The sequence below is a fragment of the Leptospira fainei serovar Hurstbridge str. BUT 6 genome (assembly GCF_000306235.2).
Taxonomy (GTDB): domain Bacteria; phylum Spirochaetota; class Leptospiria; order Leptospirales; family Leptospiraceae; genus Leptospira_B; species Leptospira_B fainei.
Window position 1 is genome coordinate 558,203 of the sequence record NZ_AKWZ02000010.1, and the last position, 25,472, is coordinate 583,674.

General features: G+C 44.3%; 22 protein-coding genes. 14 read left to right on the forward strand and 8 right to left on the reverse strand.

What is annotated here, in order from left to right; all coding sequences use genetic code 11:
- Positions 1-46: 46 nt before the first annotated feature.
- The 5 genes from LEP1GSC058_RS11730 to LEP1GSC058_RS11750 all read left to right on the forward strand — a co-directional run bounded on the left by LEP1GSC058_RS11730 (position 47) and on the right by LEP1GSC058_RS11750 (position 5,465).
- Positions 47-1,894, forward strand: a complete 1,848-nt coding sequence (locus LEP1GSC058_RS11730) for a carbon starvation CstA family protein (protein WP_016549744.1) — start codon at positions 47-49, stop codon at positions 1,892-1,894.
- Positions 1,891-2,445 carry an NUDIX hydrolase gene (locus LEP1GSC058_RS11735; protein ID WP_039948331.1) on the forward strand — a complete coding sequence of 185 codons (555 nt, stop codon included), beginning with the start codon at positions 1,891-1,893 and terminating at the stop codon, positions 2,443-2,445. Before LEP1GSC058_RS11730 ends, LEP1GSC058_RS11735 begins: the two co-directional genes overlap by 4 nt.
- Positions 2,446-2,554: 109 nt before the next feature.
- Positions 2,555-4,324: a cell envelope biogenesis protein OmpA gene (locus LEP1GSC058_RS11740; protein WP_039948332.1), complete on the forward strand. Its 1,770-nt coding sequence runs from the start codon at positions 2,555-2,557 to the stop codon at positions 4,322-4,324.
- 3 nt (positions 4,325-4,327) lie between these two features.
- A complete protein-coding gene (locus tag LEP1GSC058_RS11745) occupies positions 4,328-5,074 on the forward strand; it encodes an NRDE family protein (protein WP_016550418.1) in 747 nt (248 codons plus the stop codon).
- A 7-nt stretch (positions 5,075-5,081) separates the two neighbouring features.
- Positions 5,082-5,465 (forward strand): PilZ domain-containing protein, encoded by a 384-nt coding sequence (locus tag LEP1GSC058_RS11750; RefSeq protein WP_039948333.1) that lies wholly within the window; start codon positions 5,082-5,084, stop codon positions 5,463-5,465.
- Between the two features lie 41 nt (positions 5,466-5,506).
- On the opposite strand, the gene cueR is transcribed toward LEP1GSC058_RS11750, so the two are convergent.
- Positions 5,507-5,893 carry a Cu(I)-responsive transcriptional regulator gene (gene cueR, locus LEP1GSC058_RS11755; protein ID WP_016550341.1) on the reverse strand — a complete coding sequence of 129 codons (387 nt, stop codon included), beginning with the start codon at positions 5,891-5,893 and terminating at the stop codon, positions 5,507-5,509.
- Positions 5,894-6,054: 161 nt separating this feature from the next.
- Here cueR and LEP1GSC058_RS11760 point away from each other — a divergent pair, with 161 nt between their 5' ends.
- The 9 genes from LEP1GSC058_RS11760 to LEP1GSC058_RS11800 all read left to right on the forward strand — a co-directional run bounded on the left by LEP1GSC058_RS11760 (position 6,055) and on the right by LEP1GSC058_RS11800 (position 17,794).
- Positions 6,055-6,261, forward strand: a complete 207-nt coding sequence (locus LEP1GSC058_RS11760; RefSeq protein WP_016550730.1) for a heavy-metal-associated domain-containing protein — start codon at positions 6,055-6,057, stop codon at positions 6,259-6,261.
- A gap of 107 nt (positions 6,262-6,368) precedes the next feature.
- On the forward strand, positions 6,369-8,636 hold the full coding sequence (locus LEP1GSC058_RS11765; RefSeq protein ID WP_039948603.1) for a heavy metal translocating P-type ATPase: 2,268 nt from the start codon (positions 6,369-6,371) through the stop codon (positions 8,634-8,636).
- A 120-nt stretch (positions 8,637-8,756) separates the two neighbouring features.
- Positions 8,757-9,608, forward strand: a complete 852-nt coding sequence (locus tag LEP1GSC058_RS11770) for an adhesin OmpL37 family surface protein (protein WP_016550252.1) — start codon at positions 8,757-8,759, stop codon at positions 9,606-9,608.
- Between the two features lie 87 nt (positions 9,609-9,695).
- On the forward strand, positions 9,696-11,669 hold the full coding sequence (locus LEP1GSC058_RS11775) for a DUF4178 domain-containing protein (RefSeq protein ID WP_016549729.1): 1,974 nt from the start codon (positions 9,696-9,698) through the stop codon (positions 11,667-11,669).
- Between the two features lie 9 nt (positions 11,670-11,678).
- Complete coding sequence (locus LEP1GSC058_RS11780) at positions 11,679-11,876, forward strand: hypothetical protein (protein ID WP_010415379.1); 198 nt, start codon at positions 11,679-11,681, stop codon at positions 11,874-11,876.
- 31 nt (positions 11,877-11,907) lie between these two features.
- Positions 11,908-13,377, forward strand: coding sequence for a polyamine aminopropyltransferase (locus LEP1GSC058_RS11785; protein ID WP_456297468.1), 1,470 nt, complete (start codon positions 11,908-11,910; stop codon positions 13,375-13,377).
- Positions 13,378-13,767: 390 nt separating this feature from the next.
- Positions 13,768-14,517 carry a YwaF family protein gene (locus LEP1GSC058_RS11790; RefSeq protein WP_016549881.1) on the forward strand — a complete coding sequence of 250 codons (750 nt, stop codon included), beginning with the start codon at positions 13,768-13,770 and terminating at the stop codon, positions 14,515-14,517.
- 87 nt (positions 14,518-14,604) lie between these two features.
- Positions 14,605-17,139: a magnesium-translocating P-type ATPase gene (mgtA, locus tag LEP1GSC058_RS11795; RefSeq protein ID WP_016550927.1), complete on the forward strand. Its 2,535-nt coding sequence runs from the start codon at positions 14,605-14,607 to the stop codon at positions 17,137-17,139.
- A 268-nt stretch (positions 17,140-17,407) separates the two neighbouring features.
- Positions 17,408-17,794, forward strand: coding sequence for a hypothetical protein (locus tag LEP1GSC058_RS11800; protein ID WP_016549579.1), 387 nt, complete (start codon positions 17,408-17,410; stop codon positions 17,792-17,794).
- On the opposite strand, the gene LEP1GSC058_RS11805 is transcribed toward LEP1GSC058_RS11800, so the two are convergent.
- The 7 genes from LEP1GSC058_RS11805 to LEP1GSC058_RS11840 all read right to left on the reverse strand — a co-directional run bounded on the left by LEP1GSC058_RS11805 (position 17,769) and on the right by LEP1GSC058_RS11840 (position 25,454).
- Positions 17,769-19,805, reverse strand: a complete 2,037-nt coding sequence (locus LEP1GSC058_RS11805; RefSeq protein ID WP_039948335.1) for a 7TM diverse intracellular signaling domain-containing protein — start codon at positions 19,803-19,805, stop codon at positions 17,769-17,771. The two genes, LEP1GSC058_RS11800 and LEP1GSC058_RS11805, sit on opposite strands and share 26 nt — an antisense overlap.
- A gap of 9 nt (positions 19,806-19,814) precedes the next feature.
- A complete protein-coding gene (locus tag LEP1GSC058_RS11810) occupies positions 19,815-20,294 on the reverse strand; it encodes an EVE domain-containing protein (protein ID WP_016549905.1) in 480 nt (159 codons plus the stop codon).
- Positions 20,291-22,258 (reverse strand): ATP-dependent zinc metalloprotease FtsH, encoded by a 1,968-nt coding sequence (gene ftsH, locus LEP1GSC058_RS11815; RefSeq protein ID WP_016550123.1) that lies wholly within the window; start codon positions 22,256-22,258, stop codon positions 20,291-20,293. The genes LEP1GSC058_RS11810 and ftsH overlap by 4 nt, the downstream gene beginning before the upstream one ends.
- A gap of 250 nt (positions 22,259-22,508) precedes the next feature.
- A complete protein-coding gene (gene pth / locus LEP1GSC058_RS11825; protein ID WP_010571095.1) occupies positions 22,509-23,072 on the reverse strand; it encodes an aminoacyl-tRNA hydrolase in 564 nt (187 codons plus the stop codon).
- Between the two features lie 43 nt (positions 23,073-23,115).
- A complete protein-coding gene (locus LEP1GSC058_RS11830) occupies positions 23,116-23,745 on the reverse strand; it encodes a 50S ribosomal protein L25/general stress protein Ctc (RefSeq protein ID WP_016550507.1) in 630 nt (209 codons plus the stop codon).
- An 18-nt stretch (positions 23,746-23,763) separates the two neighbouring features.
- Positions 23,764-24,699 carry a ribose-phosphate diphosphokinase gene (locus LEP1GSC058_RS11835; protein ID WP_016550612.1) on the reverse strand — a complete coding sequence of 312 codons (936 nt, stop codon included), beginning with the start codon at positions 24,697-24,699 and terminating at the stop codon, positions 23,764-23,766.
- Positions 24,696-25,454, reverse strand: coding sequence for a sugar phosphate nucleotidyltransferase (locus tag LEP1GSC058_RS11840; protein ID WP_016549860.1), 759 nt, complete (start codon positions 25,452-25,454; stop codon positions 24,696-24,698). Before LEP1GSC058_RS11840 ends, LEP1GSC058_RS11835 begins: the two co-directional genes overlap by 4 nt.
- Between the last annotated feature and the right edge of the window lie 18 nt (positions 25,455-25,472).

The window sequence follows — 25,472 nt, forward strand, 5'->3', positions numbered from 1 at the left end:
GTAAAAAAGGTTTGATCGGTGCCGGGTAAGGAAAGACCTTTCCCCCATGCTACCCCTTATTACCGTTCTCGGATGTTTCTTCCTATATTTTTTAGGCTATAAATTCTACTCCGGATATCTATCTAGATCCGTTTTCCAGCTAAAAGATACGACAGGGGATACTCCGGCGCATAGATACAACGATGGGGTAGACTACCTTCCTACCAAACCGTCGATCCTATTCGGTCACCATTATGCCTCGATAGCTGGATTGGCTCCTATTCTAGGACCGGCCGTTGCGGTGATTTGGGGTTGGCTTCCGGCTATGCTTTGGGTCGTTTTTGGAGCGATTTTTATCGGATGCGTTCATGATTTTGGAGCTTTAGTCGTTTCCGTTCGTAACGAAGGGAAGTCCATCGGCCAAGTGGCACAAGATTTATTGGGGCCGCGAGCCAGGAGTTTGTTCCATGCAATTATTTTTTTCCTGGTGGCCCTCGCGATGGGCGTATTCGTCATTGTGCTTGCAGAAATGTTTTCGGCGGGGAAGAAAATAGTCCCCCAAAATCCCAAGCCGACCGTTTCCGTTCAGGAAGAAAAGATTCCTGCAGTCCATACTCATTCCGATGAAATTCGAGTCGAGAGCCCTTCTCCTATTCAATTAAGAAGTAATTTCCCTGAAGCAGTGATTCCGACCGTCGGACTCATGCTTCTAGCTCTATTGGTCGGTTGGTTACATTTTAAGAAAGGGTTCAAACTTGCTCCGCTTACGATACTCTCGGTGGTCCTTACATTAGTCGTGATGGTTATCGGAATGAACGAATCGGTTCTGTCTTGGACTGGATTAGGAGATATTGAGAGATCTCCGAGCATTCCGAGCTGGAAAATTTTGCTTCTGCTCTACGCATTTTTAGCTTCGGTAACACCTATTTGGCTTCTGCTACAAAGCCGCGATTATATTAATTCCTTTCTTTTATACATCGGCATCATCGCCATATATCTGGGTTTCATTAAGGGAAGCATATTCGGAGAATTCACTTCTTTCAATGCGGACGCGGTTCGTTCGGAATCGATCGGATTGGATTTAGTGCCTTTCGTCTTTATCACGATCGCTTGCGGAGCCGTTTCCGGATTTCACGCTCTGGTAAGTTCCGGAACCACCGCCAAACAATTAAATCGCGAAGTGGATGCACGACCGATCGGTTACGGCGGAATGATCGGCGAATCTTTACTAGGCCTTACTTCGGTCGTCGCCTGCACGATCGGTTTTTCATCCGCCGCCGAGTGGTCTTCTTTCTATAAATCATGGGCGGGAATTCAAGGGTTGGCCCCGCAAGTCGGAGCTTACATTTACGGAACCGGTAGATTCATCTCTCAATTAGGATTCGATCAGGGATTTGCCCAAGGATTCATCGCACTGATCGTGGTAAGCTTCGCATTAACGTCCTTAGACTCGGCTACTCGTTTGCTGCGCTATAACGTGGAAGAAATTGCCGAAAGCACGGGCGTTGATTTTTTAAAGAAAACATTAGGAAATCGATATATTTCAAGCACAATCGCCTGCCTTGCGATCGCCTTTTTTGCCTTTCTCGAGGTCGAACAAGGAGGAAAGAAAAAAGCCGCCGGGTTGGCTCTTTGGAAATTGTTCGGGACTACAAACCAATTGCTGGCAGGCTTGGCCTTACTCGTGGTTACGATTTACTTATTGTATTCGAAACGAAAAACTTGGGTTTCGTTTATTCCGATGTTATTCGTATTAACTGCGACCCTATGGGCGATGATCGTGAACTTTTACGAATTCCTATTCGATAAAACTCCGAATTACCTGCTCGCGGCGGTGGGTGGAACTTTGATTCTTCTCACTCTCTGGCTACTCGTGGAGGCAATTCTAGCTTGGAGGCGGTTTTCTCGGACATGAAATTTTGCAGCGTTTGCGGTTCCGCAGTTTCATTGAGGATCCCCGAAGGAGATAGTCTTCCTCGGTATACCTGCGAAACGTGCGGTACCATTCATTATCAAAATCCGAAGGTGATCGTAGGAAGCATACCGATTTGGGAAGGCAAGATTCTCCTATGTAAGAGGGCGATAGAACCTAGAAAAGGGTATTGGACTCTTCCCGCAGGATTTCTGGAAAATCGGGAAACCGTCGAAGACGGCGCTTCTCGAGAAACTTCCGAGGAAGCGAACGCGCAAATTCAAATTCTCCGACTCCATACCGTATATAGTATTCCTCATATAAGCCAGATTTATATGTTTTTCCTAGCAAACCTCGTGGACGGAAAATTCGACGTAAGTCCCGAATCCGAAGAAGTGAAGTTATTCTCACCCGACGAGATCCCTTGGGAAGAAATCGCCTTCGCTTCCGTCACTTACGCCCTACGTAAATATACCGAGGAAGACGGAATTCCCGAAAGCGGAATTCACTTAGGTTCTTTATCCGCAGATCGAAAGAAAAAGAACGGAGAATAACACTTTCCCGGCCAGGACGCCCGCCGTATTTCTTTAGATCCAATGCTTCGACACTAGGAAAGATTTGAAAAACCGATGCAATTTTTCCTAACCGGATTATTCTAGGAGCATGTGTATCAAATTGATCCCGCGTGCGCTGATCTTCGGGGTTTTTTTGGGCTCGGCTTTACATGCTAATTCTTTGATTAGCACGGAAACTACGACATTCTCTCCCAATCGAGACGGTTCGATCGATTCTCTTCGATTTAAAATCCATTCCTCCTCCCTACCGAAATTGCAAGATTGGGAACTCACGATTCGAAATGCCTCGGGAGAGTCCGTTCGAAAATTTGAAGCAAATCGTATTCGGAGAAAGGAATTCGTCCTCTTTTGGGACGAAAACGAATTCGCTCCGGAAGACGTAATCGTTCCGGAAAATCTAGAGTGGAATGGGGAGGATGAAAACGGTAATGTCGTGCCGGACGGCTATTACACTTATCAATTATTATTATTAACTTCCAACCAAGAAAGGATTCTTTCGGAAGAAGCTGCCATTTATTTGGATTCGCACCCGCCGAAAGTCGAGATCGGTACGAAAAACCGACTGCTTCTTTTTGAAGACCGAAATTTATCCAAGATACAAATCCAGCAGAAAGGAGTCGGAGAATCGGCCGATATTTTTTTAGGCGAATTTTCGGATTACCAAGGCCGCTTAATAAAATCTTACAGTTGGCGAACGAGAGATCTCCCTTTTACCTTGAGTTGGGACGGAACCGACGCATCCGGCAAACAGATTCCTGCCGGCCTCTACTCTTACAAACTAACTGCAAGAGATCCGGCGGGCAATGAATCGTCCGCCCGAATCGATAATCTATCCCTTCGATCGGAAGCGGTCGGAGCCGATATCAATACGGACACGGAACTTTATTCCACTGACCCAACCGTTCCGTTAAGCCGCATCCGATTTACAACGTTCATTTCCTCCAAATTAAAATCGGATTCGTTCGAATGGGAAGTTTTTAAACGGAAAGGCGATGAAGAAACTCAAATCTATTCGCTTAAAGGACTCGGTGAACCTCCTGCCGAATGGACCTGGGAACCGAAAGATAAAGAAAATCACCCTATAGGCTCCGGAGTATATTTTGTTCGCTTAACAATCCACAGTCGTTACGATAAATTTTCGAGTTTCCCCAAGAAATTCGCCTTAACCGACGATAAGGTTAAATTTTCATCCGACGTTTTTCCGAACGGAGTAACTCCCGATGACGACTGGTACAAGGATAGTTTGGAAATTCGGATTCGCTCAAAAAAATTGCCTATTCTAAATTGGAAAATTTCCATTTTAGAATCTTTCGGCGATGATGAAAAAGAGGAAAGAATCGTTCGAGCTTGGTCGGGACAAAATCCGATTCCGGAAAGACTGTCTTGGTCCGGCAAAGACGATCAGGGAAGACGGATCGGCTCCTTAGCCCCGTTACGAGTCGTCCTTCATTATAAAGATCTTTTTGGAAGAGAGGGAGAAGAGGAAATCGGCCGTCTTAGAACCGGAATTTTGATTATAAAAGAGAAGGAAGGCTATAGAATTTCGATTCCTGAACGGCTCTATGAAGAACGTTGGTGGACTCTTCCATCCACTCTAAAATCCATCTTGTCCAAACTGCCGGGTTATAAAATCGAACTCCAATTTCATACTTCTCATCATGGAGACGATGAATACAATTTGAAACTTTCAGAAGAGAAGGCCCGCAAAATCTTCCGTTCTTTCTTCGGAAAAGAATCCGAATTCGGTAGATATCGATTTCGAGGATTTGGAGAAACTCTTCCATTGATCTCCGGAAACGGTCTGTACGAAATAGACCGAAACCAACGAATTGATTTTTTTCTAAGCGTGGGAAAATAATAGATGTGTACAGCCTTAATATACAGAGACCCGGCTCGCAATCTCTACGGTCTTGGATTCAACAGAGATGAATCCGTAAAACGTAAGCCTTCTCTTTCTCCGGTTTTATTGGAATCTCCAACGGGGAAGACGATTGCCCCTATAGACGGAGATGCGGGCGGGACTTGGATCGGAATCGCCCAAGACGGGGAGATCATCTGTCTTTTGAATTACTACGAAGCCACCTTAAAACTTCTGCGCAATCCGACAAGTCGGGGTCTTTTAGTACGCTCTATTCTTTTGAAGGAACGCACTCCGGAATCCTACTCCCTTTCTGAACTCGAGCATTATTATCCTTTTAAATTATTTCGGATTCGTCGGAACGAAACTAACATTTTCGTTTGGGACGGTAAAACGTATGAAATTGAAAAAGATAAGGGTATCTTTACGGTGTTCGGAAGTTCTTTTACGCAAGGTCCGAAAGCGCAGGTAGTTAGACGAGATATCTTCGAAAAGCATTTTTTGCCCCCCGTATTGCCGGATTCGAAAGGATTCGTTTCTTTGGCAAAAAATTTCCTTTCCTCGCACTTGCCGGAAAAAGGAGCTCTTTCGCCATGCATGCACCGAAGAGATGCGACGACGGTTTCTAGAACTATTTTTGTTGTCGAAGGAGAACAAGTTCACTTGTTCTATAAGCCGATTCAACCTTGTGAAGAAGGGCACGAAGAAGAGTTCAATTTCACTTTGACTGAATTTCGAACCTCTCCATGATTGTCCTATGGCGGGCACGCACTCTCTTTTCGACGATAAATACGAGTACCGGGATCCCTCTCAGCAAAAGAGGAAGAACGCTCGCGTCAAAATCACGATTGATGCCGATTTTTCCGTAAAAGGAAAGTCTCAACGGTTTCCGGTCCATGTAGTGGATATCGGAACAGGGGGAGCCGGTCTAGAAACGAGAACTTCGGTTTTCGAAGGAGATCGGATTTTCCTTTTTGCCCCCATCAACGGTAAAAACATGGAACTGGAATCCGAAGTGATTCGAGTTTCCGGAAAGAAAGCCAATGTTATTTTTGTAAATCTTTCGGATGAAGATCGCGAACTTATTCAAGATCTGATTCATAAAAAGTTTTTCGATAAGGACAAAAAGCCTTTAGTTTGATGTCCTTTGATCAGCCCCTTCGTTAGCAAGTGAAAGCCCGGCTAACCGCCCAATTCCTCTAGTATAGGACAATCCGGTCGATTATCTCCATGACAATGTTTGGAAAGATGACGTAAGGTAGCGCACATCCCCTGTAATTCCGCGATTTTTTCCTCCATTTCCTTTACATGGGACATGGCTAACGCTTTCACCTGGGCGCTTGCTCTGGATTTATTTCTCCATAATCCTAAAAGCTGTTTGATCTCTTGCAAAGAAAAACCTAATCCGCGCGCACGCTTGATGAATCTCAACGTATGCACGTCGTTATCTTCGTAGATTCTGTACCCCGATTCGGTTCGATAGGCTTTTGGAATAAGTCCGATGGATTCGTAATGTCTGATCAATTTTGCACTGATCGCGGTAAGTTTAGACAACTCGCCAATGTTCATAATTTGTACCCGAACTAAGAATTCCTTTAGTCGTAAAACATTCCAATAATAGGAAGGATTGAAGAAAAGTGACTTTTTTATCTTTTTTTTAATTTAGCCTATTGACCTTCCCATGATGGGAAGCTTTAAACTATGACACAGCGATAGAGGAGAAAACTCGGATGAGAGAATTAAAGATAGATGGAATGACTTGCAATCATTGCGTGATGACGGTCAAAAAAGCCATTCAGAAGACGGATCCGAATGCGAAGATCGAAATCGATTTGAAAACCGGCATCGCTAAAATAGAAAGCGGCGCATCCGAAAGCGACCTTTTGGATGCGATTCAGGAAGAAGGGTATACTCTCGTTTCGGTTAAGAGCATTTAGGTACATAAACCTGAAATCGAATTTCCTGAGACTTCGTATCGTAAGCTTTCGAAAAAATGACGATACACCCGTATTGCAATATTCGTTTAGGAGAAATCGGAATGGAAATGGTCCCGAATAAAACCCGAAATACCGAAGAAGTTACGCTCGATTTATACGGCATGACCTGCGCAAACTGCGCTTTGCGAATCGAGAAAGGTTTGTCCAAACTGCCGGGAGTCTCGGAAGCGAGAGTTAATTTTGCGAGAGAGACCGCTTTCGTGCGCCACAATCGTGAAACGACGACTTCGGACCTGCTCTCGAAAGTAGAGTCGCTCGGATATAAAGCCTCCGAGCATTCGGAAAAGAACTCCGTCGAAGTGAGTAAAGCCCATCAAAGCGAAATGAATTCGCTAAAAATTAGATTTCTATTATCTACTTTTTTTTCACTTCCGCTGCTTTATTCGATGGTTTCTCATTTTGGATTCCTGTCATTTCTACCACTGCCGGGATTACTAATGAATCCTTGGGTTCAATTCGTCTTCGCGGCGCCCGTCCAATTTTGGATCGGATTTCCTTTTTATCGAGGCGCCTTCCGAGCTTTAAGGAACGGGGCCGCGAATATGGACGTGCTGGTAGCTCTCGGAACGACTGCCGCGTTCGGGTACAGTTTAGCGATCAGTCTTGTTACCGGAATCACGGTCGGCGATCCTTTTTTTCTTATAACCGGTAATCACTCGGCGCATTCGATATACCCTCCTCTGTATTACGAGACCTCGGCGGTATTACTCACGTTTTTGTTAGGGGGAAAGTGGATGGAAGCCGTTGCAAAAGGCAGAAGCTCACAAGCTATACAATCCCTGCTAGAGCTGAAACCGGAAACCGCAAGAATACGAAAAAGCGAAGAATGGGTCGAAGTCCCTTCGGAATATCTGAAACCCGGTGACGAGATTCAAATACGTCCGGGAGAAAGAATGCCGACGGACGGAACTGTGCTTAACGGATCTAGCGCGGTTGATGAATCGATGTTAACGGGAGAAAGTCTCCCGGTGGAAAAATACGCAGGATCGCGAGTCATGGGCGGGACGATCAATGGAAACGGTGCGTTGATCATTCGTGCGGATAAAGTAGGATCGGACACGCTTCTTTCATCCATCATTCGAACCGTCGAAGACGCACAAGCTTCGAGGGCTCCGATACAAAGAATTGCGGATAGAATCTCATCCGTTTTTGTTCCTTCGGTGGTTCTCATCGCGGGTCTGGATTTCATTCTCTGGTTCTTTTGGCTGGAGCCCGGAATTTTAGGAGCTGCATTAGAGAAATCGATTGCAGTTCTCGTAATCGCTTGTCCTTGCGCTTTGGGTCTCGCGACTCCCGTTTCTTTGCTCGTAGGTACGGGAAAAGCGGCTAGCCAAGGTATCCTATTCAGAAATGCAGAAGCCCTCGAAACTGCGGCTACCTTGGAAGTACTCGCGTTCGATAAAACCGGTACGTTAACCGAAGGGAGACCGGCAGTCGAAGAAATTCTAACGATCGGAGTCGGAGAATCGGAAATCTTGCAAAAAATTGCTTCCGCCGAATCTGTTTCGGAACATCCCTTGGCTAAAGCAATCCTGGAATTCGGGAAAGAAAAAGGACTGCGCATGGAACTACCGACAGATTTTCAAGCGGAGCCCGGAGGAGGAATGCGGGCTCGTATCGACGATGAGTTCGTAATCGTTGGAAAGGCGGAATTCCTCTCTTCCAATATCCAGGATCTCCCTCAGGAATTGATCGCTCGGAGTAAAATTTGGGAAGCCGAAGGAAAAACCGTAGTTTGGGGAAAAGTAGACGGGATGATTCCCTCCTGGATAATCCTCTCGCTCCAAGATAAATTAAAAGATACCGCAAAAGAAGCCATTGATGAACTCAAACGTTTAGGCTTGGAATTGGCACTCTTAACGGGAGATCATAAACTTACTGCGGAAAGCATCGCGTCCAAAGTGGGGATTACCGAAGTCCATGCATCTTTGCATCCGAAGGAAAAATCGGAGGTTATAAGAAGTATTCAAGCAACCGGAAAAAAAGTAGGAATGGCGGGAGACGGAATTAACGACGCGCCGGCTTTGGCGAAAGCGGAAGTCGGTTTCGCAATGGGGAACGGTACCGATATCGCAATGGAAACGGCGGGAGTGGTTCTTGTAAAAGGCGACCTGAGACGACTGGCGGACGCGATACGAATCAGCAGAGCGACGGTGCGGAATATTCGGGAGAATTTATTTTGGGCTTTGGCCTATAACGCGTTAGGCATTCCGATCGCCGCAGCCGGTTATTTGGCGCCTTGGATTGCAGGTGCAGCGATGGCATTTAGTTCGGTCTCGGTAGTAGGCAACGCCTTACGTTTAAAAAGAAAATAAGATATGAATTCCGATAATATGCATCCGGCATTTAATTAGACATAAGAACGAAATTCATGAACCGCTTCTTATCTAACCGCGAGGTCAATTTCGCCCCCCTATAAAACCGAAGATTAGAATATGCTAAGCATCCCTGCTAACAAGTTTCGACTTGGCTTAATTTTATTCGGATTACCGATTTTGTTCGGCATGCCGATAGACGGAATCAAAGCCGATATAGATAGCAATAGGGCAACTGCATTACTTCGAATTGAACACGGACTGAAGGAAAACGAATTCCATCTCAAAGCGATCAATAGCACGATATCGAATTTCGGAAGCGAAAACGATAAGGCATTATATCGTCGTTGCATCCAGCATCATATCGAAACCTTTACTCTCTATCTGCAATTCGATCTGCCCCATTCCTATGACGAAATGAGGCAAACACAGCGACTCTTGGTAGGCTTATATTCCGGCATCGTGGAGGCCAATCGAAGTCAGGTGCGACGGGAATTGGATCTCTTGGCAAAATACGCTCTCCGGACAAAAGACGCCGAAGCAATTCATCAATTGGAAATAGGGTACAGGGAGTTAGGAGCGGCCGCTATTAAAAAGACGATCGCGGATAACACTAGACCCTATCTTCCCGGCATAAAAACCCAGTACCTTTACGAATCCTTAAAGTTATTGAAACAATCCCGCAAGTATATGGTGTTACTTTCCCTTAAATTTTTATCCGATTTCCAGCCCGATTTGCAATCCCACGAATTCGAAGAAGTTTATAACGAGATCAATAGGGCAATGTTCTCGAATGCGGATAAATATGCTCGAATTCACTTCGACAATAATTTCCTGATTTTCAACGCGGAAAATCTCTACGACGCCACCTGGGCGTCTCCGGCTTTGGAAGAACTCGAAAAATCGTTGGGTGAAATCGATCCAGGCTTAAATCGTCAGCGTCGTCGGGCAAAACGAAGCCTAACTCCATAAAAACCGCCCATTGCGATTGGAAATTTCTTTTCATCGAAATAAAACCAGGATTGACAACGAGTCTTCATACCGGTATTTCCTTCCTTTGTGTCCGAACTAAGCTGTCCTAATTGCGGAGCCCCCGTACCATTCGTAAATAAAGCGTCCGTTTACGCAGTTTGTCCGAATTGTAGGACCCTCTCGCTAAAGAATGACCTAAATCTCGAAAAAATCGGAACGTCCGGAGAATTAGCGGACGACAATACTCTCCTCAAAATCGGGACGGAAGGAACTTTTCGAAATAAGAACTTCCGAGTCCTCGGCAGAATTCAGCTAAAATTCGATCTGGGATTCTGGAATGAGTGGTACGTCGCTGAAGACGGTGGAAATACCGCTTGGATCGGGGAAGCGCAAGGAACTTATTTTTATACTAAATTGGATTCTACGATCCAGCCGAATCTTCTTCCTCAAATACCGACTTCCGAAGACGGAAGTCCCATCCTGGCTTACGAGGCGGGGGGAAAAAAGGACCAATTAACTCCCGGGGATACGTTCACTCTTCGAGAAACCTGGACTCTAAAAGAAATCATGACGGCCGAATGTGTCGGAGGCGAAGGCGAACTGCCGATCGGATTCGAAACAGGATATACAGCGGTCTTATTGGATCTCGCAAATGAAGAAGGCCGCTTTGCCACGATCGATTATTCCGAAAGTCCGCCGCTGTTTTTCCTAGGCGATTCGGCGACGTACGAAGAGTTACACCTAAGAAATCTAAAAGAAAATGCGATTGCTTACGGTGCCGGACAAATCCAAGCGCGCTCGATACAGTGCGTCGGATGCGGGGCATCAATTAGCCAACTGAGACCTGATTTTTCCAAGTCAATCGCCTGCGAATATTGCGGAACCGTAATGGATACCGAGCGGGACGATTTGAAAGTCATCGCAAAGTTTGAAAAAGTTTCTAAGGAAGGAATTTTCTTGCCTTTAGGTACCCCGATCAAATTACCGAATCGCCCGGAGTCGAAGGTATTAGGGATTCTTCGAAAATCCACGGAAGAAGACGGGGAAACATTCGAGTGGACAGATTATTTACTTCATTATCCCGGCGGATACGCTTGGTTAAACGAAAACGGCCTAAACTGGACCTACTTTGAACCTTTATTAGGAATTCCGAAATGGGCTCCCGGACTCAAAAGAATTTTCGGCAAGGAAAAATATGCTTGGTATGGAAGATCCGATTCAAATACCGATCTCGCACTCGGTGAATTCTATTGGAAAGTTCAAGCGGGAGAAAAAGCGGAAATAGAAGATTTTACATCGCCCCCGTACATGCTTTCTTCCGAACGAACCGATCGCGAAATCTTTTGGTCTAAAGGAACTTTTGTCCCGTTCGATCAGATGAAAGAAGCGGTTCCGCTCGAGGTCGCATCTAAATTACAACGGCCGGAAGATATCGGAGCTTGCGAACCCAATCCCTTTAAGATTCGTCTGAAACGGAATTTGCTCGTAGCGACGGCGCTAACGATCGCGTTCTTCGGATTTCAAGTGTACGGCTGTTTAAAGTCCAAGAACCTTACCGTTTTCGAAGGGACCTTCAATTATACCCAAACGTCCGTTCCCGGAACCGACATCGGATCGCCAAACTATAAGGATAATTCGTTCGTCACCGACGTTTTTGAAATTCCCGGAAGTCCGTCCGATAACGTGGAAATCCAACTGGAAGCGCCCAGCTTAGACAATAAATATATGTATTTTTCCCTGGCATTGATCGATGCGGATACCGATACCGCTTACGATACTTCGATCGAAACCAGTTACTATCATGGAGTAGACGACGGAGAATCCTGGTCCGAAGGCTCCAAGTCGGATTCAAAATCGCTCGCTGAAATCCCGCCGGGACATTATTATTTACGCCTGGAAACTCAATCCGACTTTCGTTACGGTGCAGGAGCTAAATATAAAGTAAAAGTGATTCGAGACGTGATGAGTCCCGCGCCTTTCTTCCTTTTCGGAATTTTACTTTGGATTCCCTTAATATATACCTTCTTTCGAAGTTACTCCTTTGAAAGCAAAAGAGGTTAAAAAGAGTTTATGTCGAATTTTTTAAAAGGCTTACTTTATCCTTTATTTGCCGCATCGATGGCCTTCGGATTTTACTCCCAGTATCGAACGGGGGGCGCTTCGACCGAATATGAAACGATTTCAAAGGTTCCTAAGACGGTAAGGCAAAATCCGGGAATCTATCGGTCTCATTACAATTGGTTCTCGACGTATTCCGGAGGAAAATAATCTGCAACGGGCGCTATTAGTTTCCGTATTAATTCTTTCTTCTTGTGGTCTCGTTTATGAGCTGTTAGCCGGGACTGTCGCAAGTTACCTTCTCGGAGAAACGGTCACTCAGTTCTCCCTCGTCATCGGCGTTTATTTATTTTCCATGGGAATCGGAAGTTGGCTCTCTCGGTACCTTCTGAATGACCTTGTGCCCAAATTTCTCGAAGTGGAACTCGCCTTAGGATTGTTAGGTGGATCGAGTGCCGCGCTACTATTTCTAAGCTTCGGGCATACTCGAATTTTTCAGATCCCCCTTTTCGCGATCGTGGTGGTAGTGGGAATTCTAGTCGGCATGGAAATCCCTTTGCTGCTTCGTATTCTCCAAAAAAAACTCGGCTTTCGGGATTTGGTCTCCAAGGTCTTAAGCTTGGATTATGCAGGCGCCCTTCTCGCCTCTCTAGCGTTTCCTATTTTTTTTGCGCCTAAATTAGGAATGGTCAGAACCTCCTTCTTCTTCGGAATTCTAAACGCCGGAACGGCTTTATGGGGAACTTGGATGCTCCCCCTAACGGAACGCGAAAAGAATATGTTGCGAACGAAGTCGGTGATCGTTTTAACATTCTTATCCCTTGGATTAGCGTTTGCCGAATCGATTACCACTTATAGCGAAGAGAATCTTTACACCGACGAAATCGTTTATTCAAAACAGACTCGCTTTCAAAAAATCATAGTAACTCGTTATAAAAGCGAACTTAGACTTTTTTTAAACGGACATTTACAATTCAGCTCGAGAGACGAATACAGATATCACGAAGTTTTAGTGCATCCGGCAATGCTGTCGCACCCCAATCCCAAGAGAATACTCGTATTAGGAGGAGGCGACGGTCTCGCAGTCCGTGAAATTCTAAAGTACCCTAGCGTGCAAAACGTAACATTGGTGGATCTGGATCCGGAAATGACCAAACTTTTCGCACAACAATCATTATTAACGCAAATCAACCGGTCCAGTCTTGCCGATCCGAGAGTGAAAATTCAAAATGCGGATGCCTTCTTATGGCTGGAGGAATCTGGCGAAACTTTCGACGTGGTTTTAATCGACTTCCCGGATCCTAGCAATTTTTCCATCGGAAAATTATATACGACTGCATTTTACAAAAGTTTAAAACGACGATTGAATCCGTTATCGATCGTCGAAATTCAATCCACTTCTCCTTTATTTGCAAGAATGTCGTTTTGGTGCGTGGAGACGACTCTCCGAGAGTCCGGGTTCAAAACAAGGCCCTTACACGTTTACGTTCCTTCTTTCGGCGAATGGGGATTTGTTTTAGCCGGAACACGACAATTACCGGATTATAGCCGCGATCTTCCTAAAGAATTACGTTTCTTAAATCTCACGGAATTAAAATCGCTTTCGGAATTTCCGGAAGACATGTCCCGGCTTCCTGTCGAATCCAATCGATTAGACAACCAATCCCTGGTTCGATATTACGATCAGGAATGGAATCGATTGTTGGATTGATTTTTTCGGGCGGCCCCCTCGCTTTGCTCGGGTCACGCTTCTCCGGGCTCCGCTTCCGCTACGGTCACGGCTTGTCAAACCGGTTTCGATAATCTTTAATTGATCCCGTGACTGCTTTCGCACCCTCCGCATCGTTGCCGCGATATCTCCCTCTTCGACGCCGAACTACCCTATCGTTGATAAATATCATCTTCGTCATAGACTCTACATATAATTATCGTATGGAAAAATATTACGGAATCGGTTATCTTATATTTACTCGAAGGAGTATCGAATAGCCGCCAAAACTACGATGATGGACTTTTCTTATTCTTTAATATTCTTTCATGTTTTCACAGCCGATAAATCGCTTAGAAATCAAAACCGAAAAATATTCGCAGACGAAAAAGAATGAAATCAATAATCGGATCCTTCGAACATTATGTTATCTTAATAATAACATTTTTTTTGTCCGTATCGTTAATCTGGATCGCAAAATCCATAAAAACCAGGGAAACTGTTAAACGAATCGGTTACGGAATAGCCTCCATTCTGGTACTTAATGCGTCGGCATACGTCTTCTACAGAATCGGAAAAGGATATTGGGATCTTCGTTATGATCTTCCTATGGAGTTTTGTGATTGGGCAATGATCGTTACAACGCTAGCCTTGATTACGCATCGAAGGATTTTTTCCGAGCTTTCCTATTTTTGGGTTTTAGGCGGATCGATACAGGCGGCAATTACTCCGAATTTGCAGTTTAATTTTCCGCACGCATACTTCTTCTTATTTTTCATCGGGCATTCCGGATTGATTATAGCCGCATTATATTTGGTTTTCGGTCTTAAATTATATCCGCGAAAAGGATCCGTGCCGAGAGTATTCCTTTATAGTCAAATATACTTTATTATCGCTTTATTTTTGGATTTTCGACTGGATACAAATTACGGTTTTCTAAGATACAAACCGGCTAACGGATCATTCCTGGATTATTTGGGAGAATGGCCTTTATATTTGATATCACTTCAGATCATAGGAATCGGGGTAATTCTATTATTATATCTTCCTTTCTTCATCCGAAGAATAAACTGGAATTTAATACTTAAAAAAATCGTTCACAGATTTAATTTCCTGACTACCGGTGACCCGCGAATTCGCTGAGGATAACGATAGAGAATAGCTTCCCCATAACGAAGATGCGAATGTCTCGACGTTTTTCGGAGCAAAGTTATCTATTGAAGAATACATATGGATAAACCGAATCCGATTGCGACAGAGTTTTGGATCTATTCAAGCCGGGAAGTCTTTAACTTATTATCCTGTTCCCTCGACGGAATTACGAATGAAGAAGCTAAGAAACGACAAAAAGTTTATGGAAAGAATATTCTAAAATCTTCGCACTCAGCTACAAACCTGCGATTGTTTCTAAGTCAGTTTAAAAGTCCGATAACGTTGATTTTACTAGGGGCAGCCCTTATTTCCTGGAATTTAGGAGGTAAAACGGATTCCTATATTATTTTTTCGATCATTCTAATAAGCAGCGTACTCGGCTTTTGGCAGGAAAAAGGCGCTTCGGATTCGCTGCGCAAACTTTTAGAGATGATTCGTTTAAACGCCAACATATTGAGAAATGGTAATTGGTCCGAAACGAATATCGAAGAGATCGTCCCAGGGGATATCATCTCCCTTACGGTAGGCGATGTGATCCCTGCCGACTCATTGATAATCGAAGCAAGCGGATTGTATGTGGACGAGGCGACTCTAACGGGAGAATCCTTTCCTGTCGAAAAAACTAAAGGCACGCTACCTAAGGCCACTCCTCTTTCAAAACGGACGAACGTTCTCTTTACCGGATCTCATGTCGTTAGCGGTTCCGCTAACGTGATCGTAGTAAGAACAGGTTTTAACACTGAGTTCGGCAAAATTGCGAATACCTTAAAAAAAACGCAGCCGATTACCGAATTCGAACGCGGAGTTAGACGATTCGGTTATATGCTTATGGAAATCACGATGGTGCTAGTACTTGTAATAATCGGAATCAACGTATTGCTCCAAAAACCGGTAGTGGATTCCTTTCTTTTCGCGTTAGCGATAGCGGTTGGCTTAACTCCGCAACTGCTACCGGCGATCATCAACGTTAATCTTGCTCAAGGAGCAGCAAGGATGGCCGAAAAAAAGGTCATCGTAAAAAAACTAACATCCATCGAAAACTTCGGAAGTATGGATATTCTTTGCTCCGACAAAACGGGGACTTTAACGTTAGGAGAAGTCAAAGTCCAAAATACCCTCGATTATTCCGGCGAACGGAGCCAACTATCCTTATTTTACGCATCGATCAATTCTAAACTTCAAAAAGGATTTAACAACCCGATCGATTCTGCAATTTCTTCCCTGCATGTCGAGAGTGCGGATAAATTCGAGTATCTTGCGGAGATTCCTTATGATTTCTCTCGAAAACGAATCAGTATTTTAGCTTCGAATGGAATTGAAACCGTCCTAATTTGCAAAGGCGCGGTAAAGACCGTCTTAAATATATCAAAATTCGTTCAACGTCCCGATGGGACGTTGATTCCAATCGAGACCGTCCGCAATATCATCGAATCGAAATATAAAGAATTAAGTTCCAAAGGATTTAGAACTTTAGGAATCGCAATCAAATCGTTACCGAACTGCACCGGCGTTACGATAGCGGATGAAGATGGCATGATATTTCAAGGATTCATAACGTTATCTGATCCGATTATCCCTGACATCGATCAAACGATCAAAGAACTGAATGATTTAGGTATCTCCTTAAAGATCATAACCGGCGACAATAATCTAATCGCTAAGCAAGTCGCCGAATCCGTCGGCTTTGAAAACCCGAGAATATTGACTGGAACCGAACTATTGAGTATGAGCGACGAAGCTCTACAACGACAAGCGGATAATACCGACGTATTTGCGGAGATCGAACCGAATCAGAAAGAAAGAATCATTCTATCCTTGCAAAAAACCGGACACGTAGTCGGATATATAGGAGACGGAATTAATGATGCGACTGCACTCCATGCATCGGACGTAGGGATCTCGGTCGCGAACGCAGTGGACGTTGCCAAGGACGCTGCGGATATCGTTCTGCTAGACAACGATCTGAACGTTCTGCTTAACGGAGTTAAGCAAGGTAGAATGACGTTTGCAAATACTTTAAAATACGTATTTATGGCAACGAGTGCGAATTTCGGAAACATGCTTAGTATGGCCGGAGCATCCGCATTTTTAAGTTTCCTTCCGCTGCTTCCAAAGCAAATTCTATTAACGAATTTATTAACCGACCTTCCCGAGATGACGATATCTTCGGACAATGTCGATAAAGAATGGATCTTATCGCCGAGAAAATGGGATATCCTTGCGATCCAAAAATTCATGTTGGTCTTCGGAACGCTTAGTTCCGTATTCGATTTTGCAACGTTCGGTGTGCTGTTATTTGTGCTAGACGCGGGTGAAAAAGAATTTCAATCAGGTTGGTTTATCGAGTCCGTAGTCTCCGCCACCATCGTAGTATTGGTGGTTCGAACAAGAAAAGTCTTCTATAAAAGTATGCCTGGATTTTATCTGCTGTTAGCCACTTCTTTCGTCCTAATCCTAACGCTGATTCTACCGTTCCTTCCGATCTCGACTTTATTCGACTTCACACCGCTACCGGTGCCTTTTTATTTTGCGATGGCAATAATCGTAGTCGTATATTTTATTTTGGCGGAGATTTTTAAAAGAATATTCTATTCCTTTATCTACAAAGACTAAAATTCAGGGAATTAAATTTTAACGGAACTAAGTTCACCTTCGATAAGACAAAGTCGAATTGCAATCGCAGTTTCGCATCAGGATAAATACGATCATTTAATTGATATACAGTCTATTTGCCGGTCTTTTGCGACCCGTTTCATTGAAACTCGTTCACAAAAAATGCATATACCTTTTCGGTTTTTGCTGCCTTTTTCAAATAAGAAAATGGCTTTTCTGCTTATTGAAAATCAGGAAACTGAGTAAAAATTCTTAGACCGAGGTTATAATGAAAAAACAAAATCTCCGCTTATACCTTCTGATTGGAGCCGTTCTGTTGGCTGGCGCTACTTTCTCCCTGTCCGCGCAAGGTGAATCGACCGAAACTACTCTTCATGATTTTATGGAAGATTATACTAAACCGTTTTCCAAAAAAGCTAAGAAAGGTGATAAGGTCGGATTAGAAAGAATCCTGAAAGAAGTTCCGAATTTTGCCTTAGACGATCAAAAATCGAAATGGAAAGAAATTACCGATACGGCTATTTCAAGCGGCGATCTCGAATCTTCATGCAAAAATTGTCATAAGGAATACAAAAAAGAATATAAAAAAAGCTATAGAAAAAGACCGATTCAAGTCCCGAACGAACTTATCAGTTTTTTGAAAGGGTTGAAATAACTTCAGTTACGGGACTTATTTCGGAAGCCGGCTGAAAATCCAAGACTATCAAAGTAAGGTCGTCTTCAAAATGCTTCCGGTTTCCGGTAAATTCTCGTACGGTTTTAAACAAAGCCTCCGCCATGATTTCTCCGGACAAACCGATATTTTCCCCGAGCAATTTATAAAACCTTTGAAAACCGAAAATTTCGCCTTTGATGTTTCTAGCTTCGGTTATTCCGTCCGTATAAATGACTAACCGATCTCCCGGTTCCAGGTGAAATTCGGTTACCGAATTCTTTAAACTCGGATCCATCCCCATAATCCAACCGGGCAGATATATCTCCTTGACTATGCCGGAACTTCCGGCAATAGCGACTAATGGGGGATGTCCCGCATTAGAATAAGTCACCTTTCCGGTTACTCCGTCGACGAGTAAATACGCTGCAGTTATATAATGTTTTCCATATTTACCGCTCAAAGAACGATTTATATTTCGTAAGACTTCCGCCGGGTCGTCATGATTTCTGGCTTCGATGGAAAAAGCTAATTTTACCATCGAAGCAATAATTGCAGCGGGGATTCCATGGCCCGAAACGTCGGACAGAAAAATTCCTAATCTATCCGAACCCAAATAATGAAAATCGTAAAAGTCGCCGCCGACGGAGCTGGCAAATTCGCTTCGAACGGATAATTTTAAATTTGGAACTTGCGGTAGTTGATCGGGAAGAATCGCTTCCTGCAATTCGCGAGCAATTTTCAGTTCTTGTTCAATTTCCGTCAATTTTAGTTGGCTATCGTAGTTTTCCAGTCTGGCTTGGAGAGAATCCTTTTCCAAAATCTTGATTCTATCCGCTAGTGCAAACGAGAGTAGAGTCATTTCGATAACGGAGCCGAATTGGGCAGACCAATGAGCAAAGAATGAATCCGGGATCCAAGAAAGGTTTCGCATTGCGGTAACTAGAACTGAGACGATTAGAACCGACCAAGCTAGGAGAAAATAACGAGCCGGACGATATCCTCGACGGAGTCGTAAAAAACCCGAATAAACTACCAAACCTGCCGCCAGAAACGGATACCAAGAAACAGCCTTCATCATAAAACCGTAAGCAGAAGGAATTAAAGAAACAAAAAAACCTAATATAGCAAAAACTGATAAGATAAGGAAGGCCCAATCCCTCCAGCCGGTCTCCCGTTCCATATGTAAAAAAGACCGCGTAAATAAAAGCGAGAATGAGACCGAAAGAAATGCGAAGCCGACGAGGTAATCGTTCCAGCCTGTCGGAGAAACGCGGATAAGATATTGGGCTCCGATTCCTGAGACTGCGAGTTGCCAAAGAGCATAGAATAGAAGATAGAGAACGTAGAAAAAATAACTAGAATCCTTTACTACGAAAGCGAGAAATCCGTTATAGATCAGCATGACTCCGATTGCACCGAAAAAGACTCCTAAAAGTAAGTTCTCGGTTTGTATTCGACTCGAAAATTCTAGCGGCGACCAAACTTGAAAATTAAGAACTATCGAACGACGACTGGAAGCTTTAATGAGAAATTCGTGTTTTGAATTCGAATGCGTCTCGATTAGGAATGCAGGGTGCATATAAGAAATGCGTTGATCTCTTCCTACTTCACGCCATGTACTTTGACCGAGTTCCTCCCTTTGAAAAATGGCAAGATCTTCCATACCGGGATTGTTCAATACAAGATACCAATTTAAACTTTCCTCCTGTTTCGGAGATTCTACTTTAAATCGAAGCCAGAATATCTCATCGGTAAAACTTAATGAAAGACTATCCTTGGTCACCGGCTTCCATGAGCGATCTTCTTCGATAGCCTGAGATTGGTTTTTTTGTATGTTATCGCGGTTAGTGGAGTTAATAAGCATAAACTTATTTAACGGAATACCCTGCATATGACTGGAAAGTGAAAATACGGGTGGGACTTCCTCCGCTCCCAGAACATAGAAGGGTATGTTCAAGAAAAGAAAGCAAACTACAGTCGCATTCCGGACTTTCCGGAAAAAATTGACCAAGAATCCCCCTCAACCGGGAAGGTTCTTTGCCCCGGCTAAATTGCAGATGTAAAAAAATTGTTCTCGACTAACCGGTTGGATCGAAAGGCGGCCCCCTTTTTGTAAGAGTACCATATCTTTCAGTTTCCCGTGGGATTTTAATTCTTCCAGGGAAATTGGGCGAGAAAATTTTTCTTTAAATTTCAGATCGACCATATACCAAGTAGGCGCATCCGGCTTACTCTTAGGATCATAATACTTATGTTTCGGGTCAAAAGCGAAATGATCCGGATAACCGTCCTTTACGATTTCGGCTAAACCCACTATCGCAGTCGGTTTTGTACTGCTATGATAGAAAAGAACCAAGTCTTTTTTTTTGACCTGGTCCCTTAAATAGTTTCTAGCCTGATAATTCCTGACGCCTTCCCAGGGAGCGGTTTTCCCGGCAGAAGCTTTTAGATCATCAATGGAAAACGCATCCGGCTCGGTTTTAAAAAGCCAATAATTCATTCCACCCCGGTTGAATAAGCCGGTTTAGTAGGAATTCCTGAAGACTTTTCTTTCTTAGCCGGTTTTTCCGTTTTTTTGCGCGATTCCTCGTTAGCCGGATGAACGATAGCCATAAGCTCGTCGTGATTCACGGTTTCCTTCGCTAAAAGCGCTTTCGCAAGATTTTCAAACTTAGTCGAATTCTTTCTTACGAGTTCGCGGCCTTTATTTAAACAAGTCTGAACTATCTCACGGATTTCCTTATCGATCAAAGCGGCAAATTCTTCACTAGTCGTTTTATTACTCTGTCCCATATCCCGACCGACGAATGGACTTTCATGCCCGCTACCGTAATTAATCGTTCCGAGTTTTTCGGACATTCCCCAATCGCAAACCATACGTCTTGCAATATTGGTCGCTTGTTGAATATCGTTACTAGATCCGGTTGAAGTCATTTTGAATTTATATTCTTCTGCGATAAAGCCGCCCATACATACTACGATTTGATCCAACCAATACGCTTTCGTATGAATGTGCTTATCTTCGGTAGGAAGAGACTGAGTTAATCCGAGCGCTCTTCCCCTAGGAATGATCGTGACTTTATGGACTGGCTCGGTATATGCCAAAAGAGTTCCTAAAATCGCGTGGCCTGCTTCGTGATAAGCGATTACTTCCTTCTCCTTTTCGGAAATAAAGAAAGAACGGCGCTCCGGTCCCATCATCACTTTGTCGCGAGCTTCCTCTAATTCGTCTTGAGTAACTCTCTTCTTATTCTTGCGCGCTGCAAGCAACGCTGCTTCATTGATTAAATTGGAAAGATCCGCTCCGGTAAAACCGGGCGTGCCTCTTGCAATCGAGTTCAATGAAATATCGCTAGTCAACGGAACTTTTCTAGAGTGAACTTTTAAAATTTGTTCTCTACCGTTTAAATCGGGAAGATCCACCATTACCTGGCGGTCAAAACGTCCCGGTCTTAATAGAGCAGGATCGAGCACGTCGGCACGGTTCGTGGCAGCCATGACGATAACGCCTTCGTTCTTTTCAAAGCCGTCCATCTCGACAAGCATTTGGTTTAGAGTCTGCTCTCTTTCGTCGTGTCCCCCACCCCAGCCGGCGCCGCGCAAGCGACCAACTGCATCTATCTCATCGATAAAAATAATACAGGGAGAATTTTTCTTACCTTGATCAAAAAGGTCGCGAACGCGGGATGCACCGACTCCGACAAACATTTCAACAAAGTCGGAACCGGAAATGCTGAAGAAGGGAACTCCTGCCTCGCCAGCTACGGCCCTCGCTAATAAAGTCTTACCGGTACCGGGAGGTCCTATTAACAGAACTCCTGTCGGAATACGAGCGCCCATAGACTGAAATTTCTTCGGATCTTTTAGGAACTCTATAATTTCAACCAATTCGGTTTTAGCTTCTTCGCAGCCTGCAACGTCTGCAAAGCTGACTTTTACTTTCGGATCGACGGTTAATTTAGCCTTCGATTTACCGAAAGAGAACGCCTTATTGCCTGTCGACTGCACTTGGCGCATTATAAAGAAATAAAATACGAATATTGCAACGATTCCTAATAACAAGAAGGAACTCAACATGCCGAAACCGCGACCGTCTTCGGCGGAAACGAATTCAAAATCCATATTGGAACGACGAAGGGAAGTTAGAAGTTCCTTATCGATAGGTGCGATGGTCGTACGAAAACGAACCGGCTCTTTAGACGTGGAATCCATAGGTTCGTAACAACCTTCTACCACATCCCGTTCCATAATTAGTTTTTCACAGCCGGGGATCTTCGCGTTCTTGACAAGTTTACCGATCGGCTTTGAACCGTCGGGTTCAAGCATGTTCATAAATTGCGAGAACGGAATCGACTTAGGACTTCGATCCACGTAGTTTTTGATTTGGGGTCCATAATAGGCGACGACGACTATCCCCACAATAAATAGAATTAGTAATCTGAGGCCTTTATTATTGTTATTCATATTGCTCTAACCCCCACGATCCTTCCGATCGCCGTTGTCCGATTTTTAGACTCCAAAAAACTGTTTAGAAGTCGCGAAATCCAATTCGGACAGATATTGCTTGGAAACTCTTTTCTCTCAAAAAGTTCCTTTAATTCAGAATCAGGTTTTTTCCGGAAAAGTAAAGGAGAATCCGGGTTGAAAAATGGAATCATTTTAAGTTATGAACCTAGCGAAAATAGGTCCATAACCTTGCGAAAATGGGTCTTGATCAAAGTCTATATTTTTCGATTACGTCTTCGATATCGCCTAGACTGATGGATCGAATTGCAGCTTCCGCGTCGTTAATAATCTGAATCAGACTTAAATTCTCTAAAGGTTGAAAATCTTCCTTCAAAAAGCTTTCTAAATTGGAACCGTCGAAAATATCGTTTCCGATTCCGATTCGAATTCTGATAAAATTAGGAGAACGCAACGATTGAACGATCGATTTCACTCCGGCGTTTTCCGTGCCGTTTGCTCCTTTATCCACCACGATCTTACCCAAGGGTAGGGTCCAGTCTTCGTGGATAACCAGGATATCCTGGACTTGGATTTTCAAAAAAGAAGCAATGTACAGTACGGACTCTCCGGACAAATCGCTGAAAGTTTGAGGCTTAAGTAGGACTACCTCTTCGCCTTCGAAGTCTCCTCTTCCGATCAGAGACTTTTTCTTCTTTGTCTTGATCTCGACGTTAATGTTATTCGCAATAACGTCGAGAATCTTGAAGCCGATATTCGCTCGGTTATTATTATATTTGTCTCCGGGATTTCCCAGTCCGACGATTAGCTTCATAGATTACCGTATTCCGAAGTTTTAGACCCGAGCACGTTCCTGATTATTTTCCACCCTTCTTGGTGACTTTAGCTTTTGCATCGGCGGCTTCTTTAGCGTCGGCGCGCTCTTGAGCGAGCAGAGCTTTCGTTTTAAGAACGGAAGCGACGATAGGGTCTCCGTTTACGAGAATTTCCCAGCTTGCAGGAACCTTGAGTTGGCTTACTTTGATCGAATCGCCGACATCTAGATCGGAAACATCGATAACCAAGCTCTCCAGCAGATCTTCAGGAATGGTCTTAACTCGAATCTCATGAATGAGGTGGTCGAACTGACCTCCCATTTTGGATCCTTTTGCAAGTCCTTCCGTCCGAACTCCGATCTTAGTGATGATCTTTTTGCCCGGCTCAACTTTGTAGAAGTCGACATGACGAATCCGATCGATTTCGGGAAATCTTTGGATTTCCTTAACGTATACTTTATGCGTTCCTTCTCCTTCGACTTCTAAGTCGATAAGAGTGGATTGACGAATTCCGGAATGAACAAGTTTATCCAGTTCTTTTTCGTTAACGGCTCCGGAAGAAGCTTTCCCGCTGCCGATGATGTTTATGGGCACCATTCCGGACGCGCGAAGGCGATTATTGACGTTCTTGCCGGTTTCCGTTCTCTTTTTAACGGTAATTTTGTGGCTCATGGTTCCTACCCTTGTTTCCTAATTAAATAGATCGCTAACTGATTGGTTGGTTGAGATCCTCTGGATCGCCGCGGCAAAAAGCGGGGCGACCGAGAGGGTTTTTAATTTCGAAATCTTTTTGGATTCCGGAATTTCAATGGAATTCGAAAGGACGACTTCTACGAACGGGGTCGAATTCAACCGATCGATCGCCTCTCCCGATAGAACTCCGTGGCTCGCGGCACAATAGACGCTTTTTGCTCCGTTCTTTAACAAAGCATCCGCCGCTTTACAGATCGTACCGGCAGTATCGATCATATCGTCCAGAAGGATACAATTCTTTCCTTCTATCTCTCCGATAACATGCATTACTTCGGAAACGTTCGCCTTTGGACGACGTTTATCAATGATTGCTAAAGTAGCGTTCACTTTTTTACCGAAAGACCTTGCTCGTTCGGCACCGCCCGAATCCGGCGAAACGATGACTAAATCATCGATTTTTTTATTACGAAAATATTCTACTAGTACGGGGTTAAAATGGAGATTATCCACCGGAACCTTAAAAAATCCCTGAATTTGATCCGCGTGAAGATCCATAGTAATCATTCGAGTCGGGCCTTGAACTTCGATCAGGTCAGCTACCACTCTGGCGGAAATCGGAACGCGAGGTTCCACCTTTCTATCCTGACGACCGTATCCGTAATAAGGCATTACTACGGAAATACTGTTTGCGGAAGCTCTTCGTAGGGCGTCCATGATCAGTAGGAGTTCCATCAAATGATCGTTCGCCGGAGCCGAAGTAGATTGGATGAGAAATATATCCCGGCCCCGCACATTCTCCTCTATTTTGACGGCGATTTCTCCGTCGGAAAATTTGCGTAAATTGATTTTGCCAGGCGCAATCTGAAGCTCTTTACAGATCTCTTCAGTAATGGTGCGATTGGACGATCCTGAGAATACGGCTAATTGGCTCATTTTGCAGGAACTTCTCCTCTTAGGATTGCCGAGAGAGCCTCTAAATCTTGGGGAGAGTTGACCCCTTGGCTTTCACCGCTGTCTTTCAGCACAACTGCGCCCAATTTCTTTCCTTCCTTCTTATACAAAGCTACCAAGTCCGGGAGATAATATTCGCCTTGAGCATTGCTATTTCCGATCTTACGTAGCGAATCGAACAAAGCCTCGGAATTGAAAACATAGGTTCCGGTATTGATCTCATCGATCTTCTTTTGTTCGGCGTCCGCGTCCTTTTCTTCCACGATTGCGATCACTTCCCCGCTTTCGTTGCGAACGATTCGTCCGTAACCGGTGGGATTATCCACTTTCGCGGAGAGTAGAGTTGCGGAGAACCCGTTTTGATTATGAGTTGCGATAAGAGAGCGGAAGGTTTCGCCGGTGATCATAGGGACATCGCCGCAGGCCACTAAGATCGGACCATTATGGCCATTGATGGAATGCTCGGCGCTCAAAACTGCATGAGCGGTTCCGAGTTGGTCTTTCTGCTCTGCGAATTTTAAATCGGGAATTCCCGCGCAGAGAGATTGAACTTCTTCCTTTTTATAACCGACTACGACGACGATTTCACCGACCCCCGACTCGCGTAGATGGTCGATGACATGGATCAGGAGTGGTTTTCCGTTCAAAGAAACCGCGACCTTAGGTTGGTCGGTTTTCATGCGGGTTCCCTTGCCTGCAGCGAGAACCACGGCAACAGCTTCCTTTGAGATATTCATTCGTTATCCGGTGAAGTA